This is a genomic window from Paenibacillus sp. E222, assembly GCF_013401555.1.
Taxonomy (GTDB): Bacteria; Bacillota; Bacilli; order Paenibacillales; family Paenibacillaceae; genus Paenibacillus.
This window is the reverse complement of record NZ_CP058552.1, coordinates 4419946-4430836: the sequence shown is the minus strand read 5'-3', so window position 1 is coordinate 4430836 and position 10891 is coordinate 4419946. Positions and strand designations below refer to the sequence as shown.

The window sequence follows — 10891 nt, the reverse complement described above, 5'->3', positions numbered from 1 at the left end:
GACAGTGCGTATAGGGCCTTGCATCCGTTCCGGAGAGAACCGCATCATTTCTTTGGTTTGTATACCTCATCGATAGCAGCCTGGAACGGCGCCTTGTATTTTTCAATGACGGTTGAAACGGAAACACCATCGACCAGCTCACCGTTGAAATCCCAGAAAGGAAGTGACGGGAACGTATTGTGATCAAGCACCAGCATGCCTTCGGCAACTGTTCTGGCATTTTCGATGTCAGCTTCGTCCGCCAAGTGGGTCTCCAGGGTTGATTGTCCGGGGTAATCGTAAATTGAATCGATCTCGTTGATTTTTTCCCAGATATACATTAACTGCTCTGGATGCTCAACTGCTTTCGGAATCGTCAGTGCCTGATATTGCGACTCGCCAGAGTGGTACGCGGTTGCACTTGGTCCTTTCGGGAAAGGCAGGAAGCCGATATCATAGTCCTGCATATCTGTTTTGATACCTTCGATCTCGTACATGGCGCCCGAATACATCAACGTATTGCCCTGACGGAAAAACGTGGCAGGTTCAGTCCAATCCCCGCCTTCCGAGGCTCTGCCGACTTGCTCGGTAGCCATTCTGGAAACAAAGCTCAGTGCTTCTTTTGTTTTTGGATCATCCAGATTTTGCTTGTCACCATTGGTCAGTGAGGCTTCGTTGGAATACAGCACCGGTTCAAGCAGTCCCCTTTGGGCTAATCCCCAGGTATCGAGCTTGCCGTCGTTATTGCGGTCCTTGTTTGCCTTTTTGGCTACTTCAATAAACGTATCCCAGTTCCACTGATCTTCGTCCACATATTCCTGCAGCGGCTTCATGCCGAGTTCCTGCATAAGTGTGCGATTATAAAAAATACCACTGATAAATGAAGATTGATCCTCGGTAAATCCATAACCCCTGCCTTCATACTGCATGTATTGGTTGGTCGTTTTCTGGTTAAACACTTTATCGTTCTTGGTATACTCATCCACTGGCCATAACAGATCTTGCTTGGTCAATGCCGGGATAGCGTAGCTTTTGCCCAGCCGAACAATGTCCCCTAGCGGTTCTCCCGCCATCAGGGAGGCCACGACCTTCTCCTGGTACTCGCCAAAATCGATCGAAATGTATTCGATGTTAAAGTTGTGCTTTTTCTTGAGTGCTTCCAGATTCTCGATGCGCTGAATGTTGTCCGGGTTGCTATCGGTCATTTCCATGTTCCACCAGGCAACCACCTTAATCGTTCTTCCCCCCATGTCAAAATCCATCTCCGGCGTTGATGTCTCATTCTTGGGTTCTGTTTCGTTCGTAGTCTGCTCCTCCTGCGGTGCTTTCGTTTCTGGCTCTGTCTGTGCGCTGGAGCCGGTACTGCACGCGGTAATCAACAGAAACATTACAAGAACAAGGCTAATCATCATGAACGTATTTTTTCTCATCGTTGTCCCCCCTTGAATATGGCTTACCGTTTTCCATCAAAAGTGTAGCTCTTGAATGAAAGCGTTAACAACCTGTTAAAGTAAAGGTGTTTACCCTGTCAAAATATAGGTTTTGGCAATTTGAATCCAAGTTAGCGTATTTTCAACATTAATTGGTAAACAAATGGACCATCTGCAAAGAAATGCACATTGTATGCGCTTTCTTTTATTCCCATAATGAAATAAAGACATGAGTCATACTGGTTTCGAGAGGGTTTGAGGCTCAGAGGGATTCAAATCAAGCGAAAGTGAGGTTTCCTTCATGCATAACATCTTGCTTGTGGATTTCAACCGCCATGCTTGCGGAGAATTACAGAAGCTGCTGGGGCGCTACAGATCCGATTATGCCATCGGAGATTGTGTAGTCTCTGCGCAAGCCGCTTTGCTGGCTTTGGCAGAGCGGGAATTTTCTGTCGTACTCGTGAACACGGGAGGATGTGCTGCTGCAGGTTTGTGGGTATGCCACTATATTCGAAAGAAAAGCCAGATTCCGATCCTTTTCATGGGCGGAGTGGATCATTTCAGGCTTGTACGCAAAGCTTTGGCGTATCAGGTCAGCGATTATTTGCCAGGCCCCGTCCGGGCCTCCGCCCTCCTCAACAGTCTGGATCAGCTCAAGCTCAGGCTGGACGCGGAGCCCGCGAAGAGATTTCCATCCACCTTCAAATCACCTATTCATCTGGAAGGTAAACATCTGCATTCCGGCCAGGTGATCAAGATTGTAAAAGCATATGTACGTGATCATCTGAGCAGTGACATTACACTGAAGAAGATTTCCGACATGCTTCATTTCAATTGTGCCTATCTTGGTCAAAAATTCAAAATGGAAGAGAACATATCCTTTAATCATTATTTAATGCAGCAGCGGATGGAAAAAGCCAAGCTTCTGTTGATATCCACCAATTTGCGGATTTACGAAATTGCCAGCGAGGTTGGATATACGGATACAGACTGGTTTTATAAAAAATTCAGAGCATATACCGGGGAAAGCCCCAATGTCTATCGAAAGCAACAAACGTTCACCGCATAGTTTTGGAGCAGCCCCTTTTACGATTCGGATAACAAAAACAGAAGCAAGACCACAGGTTCATCTCACCTGAGGTCTTGCTTCTGTTCATATTCACTTCTATTTTAACGAACCAAAAGAGATTCCCTAAATTCCTGGGGAGTCATGCCTGTCACTTTTTTGAAAAAGCGGGTGAAGGAATGCGCTGCCTCATAACCAACCTGGAGTGCAACCTCCCGAACCATGAGATCGCTATTCCGCAGCAGCTCCTTTGACCTTCGAACTTTCAACTCGTCAATAAATTCAGAGAGGTTGATCCCCATCTCCTGTTTGAAGAAACGGGAGAGATAGGATGGATTGAAATGATGAAGCTCCGCCAGTCTCACCAGGGAAAGGTCTTCTTCCAGATGTTCCTTGATGTAAGTACACAGGGAATGAATGACCGCATTTGCTCGCTCCTGCTCATCCAAGCCCTTGAAGCGCACGAGCTGGTCAGTTGCCTGATACAGCACCTGCACCGCGTCCTTCATAGACGCATACTCGCTCAGACGAAGCAATCTGCGCTGATCGGGAATATCCTGATGCAGTCCCCATCGATTGATGGTCGAATACAGGTGCAGCGCTAGATTATAATAGGTTTCCATTGCCCTCTCCATCGTCACATCCTGTTGAAGCAGTTCATTGACCAGCTCTTCAAACACTTCGTAAAATTGCTGGATTCGCCCGGTTTCCAAATACCCTGACATCACCTCAATTCGGCTGCTGACCCGTGTAAGCTCCCTATGGTCCGGATTCGGCAAAGCATCTTCATGATCGGTGAGCACCATGGAAATGCCGTCTCCGATCTTCATCCAATGCAGCTGCCTTAATCGCTCGTATTGCCGGGTAATGTCAGACCAGTTGCAGCTTTTCCCGCTTAACGCAAAAGCCACAGATATGCCAAGCGAAGCCATGCAGGCTTCCTGTACCAATTCGAGTGTGCCCTCCAGATATCGGACCAGGGAATGGGCTGGCTCCGCTTCTGGCTGTTTGGATTGAATCAGCCACACCACATCTCCATAATGGTCTGCCACGCTGGCATGATAGGTGTGCTCATCCAACAGGGAAGAACCGATCTTTCGTGCTGATGCCTGAATCTGAGCGCGCTCCGCATGCAGAGGTTTATCCTTATAATCCAATCGGCCCAGCACAACGTACACAGGGGCCGAGGAATGCAAACCAATGTCACGCCTGGTCCATTCATCCTGAATCTCACTTGATCCCGCTGTATATGCTGTGCAGTTCTGAAGCAGGTTCCGCAGATACTCTTCCTGCTGGAGCTCCGCCAGCTGACAGGTGACCTCATGGGACTGCTGCAGCAATTCGTGCATGCGGTGACTCTGCCGAATCTCTTGCATCACTTCCTCAACCACAGCCATGATCTTGTCATACCCTTCGGTTTTGAGCAAATAACGTACATTCGGCATTTGAAATGCCTTGTAGGCATAATTAAAGTCGCTGTATCCAGTGAGGAAAATAACGCGGCAGTGTGACCAGTACGCCTGGATCTGCTCTGTCAGTTCAAGACCGCTCATGCCAGGCATACGAATGTCTGTCAACACGATATCGATCCTTGAGCGTTCCATCCATGTTAAAGCCTCCTTGGCTGAATAAGCCTTGCATACATCAAGCCGTTCGGGCATATGGCTTACAAAGGTTTCGTAGAGACTGTCTGTAATAATTTCCTCATCATCCACAATCAAAAGTCGATACATCCGTCTTCCCTTCCTTCCATTTGAATTCGGATCGTGACCTTCAACCCCTGCATCTGCTCGCTTCTGGTCAAAAACAGGCCGCTTCCTTCACCGAATGTCAGCACCAGGCGCCGATGAATATTCATGAGTCCGGTCATTTCATCCGAACTGCCGTCTTCAAGCAAGCGCTGCTGAAGCGCATGAATCTGTTGATCCTTCAACTCGTGCCCATTGTCCTCCACAATGATTTCTGCGATATGCTCCTTCATGCTGAACCGGACTCGAAGCATGCCCTGATCCGTCTTTTTCTCAAGACTGTGCTCATACGCATTCTCAATGATAGGTTGTATGATTAACCTTGGAACACAAATGCGCTTCATATCCGGTGGCAGCTCCCCAAAGTCGGCCTGTATTCGTCTGGAAAAACGCAGCTTCTGAATTTCCGTATACACGCGCGAATGGGCAGCTTCCTCATCAAGACTTACATGATCTGTTTCGTTTCGCGTAATGAACCTGAAATACTCGCCAAGCATGTTGGCAAATTGCTCAATGCGCGCTGTATCCCCCGTTCTTGCGAGCGAATTGATAATGAAAAAGCTGTTGTACAAAAAGTGAGGATTAATCTGCGACTGAAGCTGCTTCAATTCGGCGCGCTGCATCATCATTGTCTTTTTGAAATCCCGATCAATCAGCAGCTGAAGCTTCTCAAGCATCTGATTGAACCGGGTGTACAGGAAGCCAAACTCATCCTTGCGCTTGTGCACGATGGGGATATCCAGCACACCGGTCTCCATTTTTTTAAATCTTTTGACGAGCAGCAGCAGTGGAATATGAATGAGCCTGTAGCTGGAATAGAGATAAGCCGATATCGCGACGAAAGATGTCACTGCAAACAGCCAGGCCCAATGATAGAACTTGCTTAAGGGCCTCTTCACACTTTCCTCCGGCAAGTACGTTGCTACCGACAAGCCCAATGAACTCATATCGCTCTGGCTCACATAATAGCGTGTACCCTCCACCTTTACCTGAAAGCCGCCAGGATTGCGCTCGACAATGTGATCACGATAGTACGGAAGGATAAAATCACGCTTCGATCGGTCTGTGATAATATGACCCGTCTTTTCCTCAATAAGAAAAGAGCCGCTGTCCGGGTACAGATTAAGCTGGGTTAGTGCATTTTGAAATTGCTCTGTATCCAGCTCGACCTGGACGGCAAACAGCGGTTCCTCTCCCTTTTTGCCAGTCAGGCGCACGGCACTTAGGTTCATGGTGCCCTCCTTCACCGTAAAGCGAGTGCCTTTTCCCTGCTTGCCGGAGCTGAAGTATTCATAGGAAGCTTTGTCATAATCATCGATGCCATGGGTGGCCGAGATGCTCTTGCCAATCGTGCGGATATGCACATGAACGTTCTTGATGTAAGCACTGCTGTTCTTGAACGTAGCCAGCCGCTCGGACAAATAGTTCAAAGTATCGCGGCGCTCTACCTGATCCATCATGCCCCACAGAATGGCGAGCCTGTTCAGTTTCCTGTCCTCAACGATATCGAACTGCTGCAGCTCCAGCCATTCGATTTCCCGATTCAAATCATCCAGATATCGGGCAAGCCGTCTTTCTGTTGAAGAGGATATTTCCTGACTAGCGTTGTCATAGCTCCAGTTGTACAGATACAGGCCCAGCAGAATCAGCGGAAGAACAAAGATCAGATAGGTTACAACCAGCCGGGCAAAAATGCTGCTGCGCCAGGATTGGGCAGGGAATTTAAGCAACACATCCCCCTCCATCGCAACAGGCCGGATGGTTCGTTTGCACATTTTGCAAATGAATACACCCTTGAGGAACGGTCAGCGTTCCAGTGCTGTTTTGGTTTTGAGCCACGTATTAACCTCCGTTGTGATCTGTTCTCCGCCTAATTTGAGCCAATTCTTCACAAACTGGTCGAACTCTTCAATCGGTCTTCCCAGAATAATGTTCATGTATGCTTCAAGCTGAAGATCATTAAGAATCATCTGCCGATCGATCATCGTTTCGGTAATTCCCCCCGTGAATTGGTCGTATAAAAGCTGTCCGTTACGCTCGTAGCCATCGGCTATGCTGAAAGCGCCTGTTGGACCGTAGGTTTGATTCCAGCCCCAGCCGCTTTCGACATCTTGAGTCACATAGGCTTCGATTCTTTTTTGAATAGCGGATGCTTCATCCTGAAGAACAGCAAGATTGCCGGATCGCTGACCCTCCCGAATTTGCCGATAAGCGTCGAGATTTTTGGTGCCCGGAAAGGGAGTCACCGGCGAAAGCATCCACACCGCCTTGGAATCGTCATTGTAGTACGTTTCGTACTGCGCCTGCTCGCCCCAGTTCGTCTGCAAATGAAGATTCATGAGCTTCATCACCACTTCAGGATGAGCGTAACCCTTCCTGACGGCGAAATATTGCCAAGCATTGGTGCGAAGTGGTACTTTAATTTGCCTGCCAGATTCGGCTACTATGGGGTATGCTTGCCAATCCGCTTCTGCATCGTCCTCTCGGCTCGACTGGATCATGAAGGGTGTCCACTGTTCTCCGTACAGCATGCCGATTTTCCCATCTTTGATCAGACGAACGGCTTGCGTACCCTTTTTATAGCTAAATTCGGGATCAAGCTGTCCCTCCAGGTACATCGTTTGCAGAACCTGAAGCGCTTCCCGGACTTCAGGCTGGATGCCGCCATAAACGAGCTTGCCATCTGCATCTTTGATCCATATATTCGGGTATGCCCCATATCCGGCCATCAGACCGGCAACCCCCATCACCGGGTCCCACAGATGATTGGTTAGCGCAAGGCCGTAGGTGTCAGGTTCACCGTTGCCGTCAGGGTCCTCTATTGTAAACGCTTTCGAAATATCAAGCACGTCCTCCATCGTCTCGGGTGGTTGAAGTCCCAGACGTTCAAGCCAATCGGTTCTGACCCACAAGTACTGGGCTGTCTCGATGGAGGAGGCCGTTTCCGGTATCGCCATCAGCTTGCCATCAATGGTAGCGGCATCAAACGGTCCGCTTCCTTCTGCCTCCAATATGCTCTTCGCAAACGGCGATGCATACGTTGTGTACACCTCGGACAGATCCTGGATCAGCCCCGCATTGCTCAGCTGCCTTAATTGGTACGGATTCACCTTAACAACGTCCGGAATGCGTCCGGAAGCAAGGGAAACACCCAGCTTCTGACCGTACACGTCTCCTTTGGCAATCCAGTCATAGCGAAGTTTAATCCCCAGATCTTGCTCATATAACCGGGTCCAGCGATTGTCCAGCAGTGTCTCTCCCGGCAGCTGGCTGATCATCCGCTCCAGATCATCCCCGGCCTCCCTGACAAAAGATACTTCTACAGGAGAACTGTATTTTTCGAAAATGGAATGATTCCCGGATGGCTGCTCATCCACGACTGCCAGGCGTTGTACCGAATATCCGCTCGTATGGTCTGTTGGTATACATGCACTGAGCAAAAGAATGACGACCCACTTTGTTTTGGTTAAAGCAGCAATACGCACATCATGCACCCCGATTCGTCTGTAAAATATCATTTCCAATATTGGAATCTTTTTATAATTGTACAATAAAAAGCTCCAGTTGAAGCAGAAATACCTGTTCTATTGCAAGAAAAACATCTAGCGAAGTCCTTCAGAGAAGTCGGACCGTATTTAGCAGAAGTTCTTCTTGGAATATCAGGAAACGAAAGCTTCGAAGATCAACCGTTCTGATATCATAAAAAAAGCCGCCGGCTCGGCGACTTCTATACAGGTTTGTTCTCGTCCTCCGACACGATCACATCATATTTAAAATTCGAAAAATCAGCGATACCCCCGGTCACTCTCGTCGAATATAAAAACAATCCGATTCGGCAGCCCATAAAATGATCCAGCTTATAAATCATCTTGTGTGAAATGCCAAGCTGCCTCCACTCTGCCCCCTCCAGATAGGAGAACGTACACTCGTCCTGATTGTCCACGAAGTTGCCAAAAGCCTTGAGCGTAACCACTGATCCTGAAACAGGTATCCGTGCATGCTCGGTGGCAGGTTCCGCATCAATCAGATTGCCAAATATCGATGAATCCTCACTTTCTCTTGCCAGCATGACCAGGTAAAATCGCCCTTCGTTCTTCGTCAGCGCAATTAAACCGTATGTACCGATCAGAAAACACAAACCTGCATAATCACCCTCCTTCAGCCGGCTGCCATCCAGTGTAACCATTGCTTCACAGGCGGGGCCCATCGCACGCTGCGTCAGCGTATTAACCGCAAAGGTCAGATTGGGGCTGATGTGCGCGGTTTGAATCCGATACACGCCAGGCTGGTCCGTCACGGACCAGAGCGCATCATTCGGGGTATGGTTCCATTGCCAAACATCCTTGAGCTGTACTTTCCCCTCTTCATTCACTTCGTAGTGAAAATCATCGCTGTCAACCAAAGGTTTGTAGACGTGATCCGGTCTCGTGCTTGGCACTGCGATCTCTTTTGGCGCTTCCCTGGCGAACACCGGGATATCGTTCTCAAAGTGCAGGGGGACCAGCACAGGGACGCGCCCAACCGCCCCGTGATCCTGAAACAGCATGGCATACCAGTCGCCATCCGGCGTATCGACGATTCCCCCCTGGGCAACACCTGAATTAAAGTAGCCCATATCATCGTTAAACACTTCCCCGCCAACAAATGCGTCTTCCAGGGAATCCGCCATATAACATGCCTGTGTTCTCCGGCCGGAAGCCTTGGATATGTGGATCAGAAATACATAATACTTGCCGTTGATTTTGTAGAAATGAGCCCCTTCGTAACCAAGGAAATAAGGCTCTTTGTCTTTTACGATCATGCGCTGTGCTCCACCGGGCTTGGGTCCGGACAGATCAGAGCTTAACTCGGTCAAATGAATCTCGGCATTGCCGTGCACCAGGTAAATTCGGTCATCTTCGTCGAAAAACAGGGAGCAATCATGATAAAAGCCTTCCACATACTGCTTGGTCCAGGGACCCGAGATCGTATCGGACGTGTACAGATATGTCTTATGGGTATCGTTTGCCACAAAAATGACATAGAACTTATGCTTGTGATATCGAAGCGATGCTGCCCACATGCCTTTGCTGTAAATCTGCCTGCCTTGCTCCAGCCGCTGCGCGGGTGTATCGTCAAGTCTGTCGTACACATGCGTAGCCACTTCCCAATGGGTTAGGTCATAGGAACGCAGGATGACGCAGCCTGGCATCATATGCATCGTTGTGCTGACCATATAATATGTGTCTTCAACCCGAATCACATCGAGATCCGGATAATCGGCCCAAATAATTGGATTTGCATGCATCTGCCTGTTCGCCCCTGTCTGTATTATATTTCCTGCACTTTTCTGATATCATGACTTTAGAAGCTGCCTTATTGATCAATTCAAAGACGGAACAACTATCGGCGGCAAATAATATCATGTTTTGATAGCGCATTCTTAACGCTTATTATTATGAAATTATAAAATAGAAAGACGCCTCAAAGAATGATATATGCTGACGCAAATTTGATCTATTCCAAGATTGGAGATAGCGATGACTACCATTTTCTATGTCGGCTATGACGCCGCTCACCCGAATGATTTCATCTATGACATACCGGAAGGGCATGATTTCTGGCTGCTTATTCTCACACAGACCCCTGCGGAGTTCTGGGTCCATGGAGAGATCAAAGCCTACCCTGCCAATTGTGCCGTGCTGTATCCACCCCATCAAAAAGTGATGTATCGTGCCTGCTCGGATCAATACGTCAATGATTGGGTGCGATTCCGTTCTGAGGAATCATATATACTGGAAACAACGCTTCCTCTAGGCATTCCGATCCCGCTTCCTGACCCCGGCTATTGTCATCAGCTATTCCAATTGCTGGCTACGGAAAACTTTCTTCATTGCGATTACCGTGAGCTGTCCATTGACTATTTGTTTCGCATCATGTTCAACAAGCTGGTCGAAGCCTCGCAATCGGCAGGAAATACACCGCATTATCAAAATCTGCTGAATTTGCGCAAAGCCATCAATCACCATCCAGGCCACGAATGGACGGTTTCGGCAATGGCCGATTATGTTCATCTAAGTTCAGGCTACCTTCAGTCGTTATACAAAGCTGTATTCGGCATCTCCTGCATGGACGATGTCATTCAGTCCAGAATACGCCTCGCCAAAGAAAGGCTCATCCACGGCCGATCCAGAATTTCAGACATCAGCGAGCTTTGCGGATATCGAAATGTGGAGCATTTCTCCAGACAATTCAGACAAATTACAGGCTGCACACCGCGTGCATATCGCAAATCCGCTTCCCGATTATAGGACATGCACGCATATGCAATCCGCCGTTCATAAGGCGTTCAACAGGAGGCATTCAACAGAAAAGATCAGCCAGACTGGAGCTCTTCTGGCTGATCTAGACATCTAATTCATGATCGTCTGAATCAGACGAAAAATTTGCGATAAAGCATTTACGAGACTTTATACGAGTCTTTACGACGCTTCCTGCTTTATCCACGCTTCCTGCCTGCTTTATTGATGCTTGGTAATCCAGCCGATGAGATCCGAGGTCGCTTCCTCGCGGTTAAGCTTATTCTGCATCTCGTGCCGGGCCTGCGGGAGATGATTAGCACTTCACATCCTTGATTCCTGCACTTTTAAACAGGTTCATGATCATATGTGTCCCGATTATTTCCTATT

The 10891-nt window shown here is 48.3% G+C and carries 7 protein-coding genes; 2 read left to right on the top strand and 5 right to left on the bottom strand.

Annotation, left to right across the window (positions count from 1 at the left end; all coding sequences use genetic code 11):
• Positions 1 to 44: 44 nt before the first annotated feature.
• A complete protein-coding gene (locus tag HW560_RS20045; protein ID WP_179264420.1) occupies positions 45 to 1409 on the bottom strand; it encodes an extracellular solute-binding protein in 1365 nt (454 codons plus the stop codon).
• Between the two features lie 301 nt (positions 1410 to 1710).
• Here HW560_RS20045 and HW560_RS20040 point away from each other — a divergent pair, with 301 nt between their 5' ends.
• The gene (locus tag HW560_RS20040; RefSeq protein ID WP_179264418.1) at positions 1711 to 2478 is read left to right on the top strand and encodes a helix-turn-helix domain-containing protein; all 768 of its coding nucleotides are present in this window, start codon (positions 1711 to 1713) and stop codon (positions 2476 to 2478) included.
• 101 nt (positions 2479 to 2579) lie between these two features.
• On the opposite strand, the gene HW560_RS20035 is transcribed toward HW560_RS20040, so the two are convergent.
• The 4 genes from HW560_RS20035 to HW560_RS20020 form a co-directional block, all read right to left on the bottom strand.
• Positions 2580 to 4208 carry a response regulator transcription factor gene (locus HW560_RS20035; protein WP_090899367.1) on the bottom strand — a complete coding sequence of 543 codons (1629 nt, stop codon included), beginning with the start codon at positions 4206 to 4208 and terminating at the stop codon, positions 2580 to 2582.
• On the bottom strand, positions 4193 to 5956 hold the full coding sequence (locus HW560_RS20030) for a sensor histidine kinase (RefSeq protein WP_306459210.1): 1764 nt from the start codon (positions 5954 to 5956) through the stop codon (positions 4193 to 4195). The genes HW560_RS20035 and HW560_RS20030 overlap by 16 nt, the downstream gene beginning before the upstream one ends.
• A gap of 72 nt (positions 5957 to 6028) precedes the next feature.
• Positions 6029 to 7741 (bottom strand): extracellular solute-binding protein, encoded by a 1713-nt coding sequence (locus tag HW560_RS20025; protein ID WP_179265860.1) that lies wholly within the window; start codon positions 7739 to 7741, stop codon positions 6029 to 6031.
• A gap of 209 nt (positions 7742 to 7950) precedes the next feature.
• Complete coding sequence (locus tag HW560_RS20020; RefSeq protein ID WP_090899373.1) at positions 7951 to 9510, bottom strand: glycoside hydrolase family 43 protein; 1560 nt, start codon at positions 9508 to 9510, stop codon at positions 7951 to 7953.
• A gap of 232 nt (positions 9511 to 9742) precedes the next feature.
• Between HW560_RS20020 and HW560_RS20015 the strand changes: the two genes are divergently transcribed.
• Complete coding sequence (locus tag HW560_RS20015) at positions 9743 to 10513, top strand: helix-turn-helix transcriptional regulator (RefSeq protein WP_090899376.1); 771 nt, start codon at positions 9743 to 9745, stop codon at positions 10511 to 10513.
• Positions 10514 to 10891 lie beyond the last annotated feature (378 nt).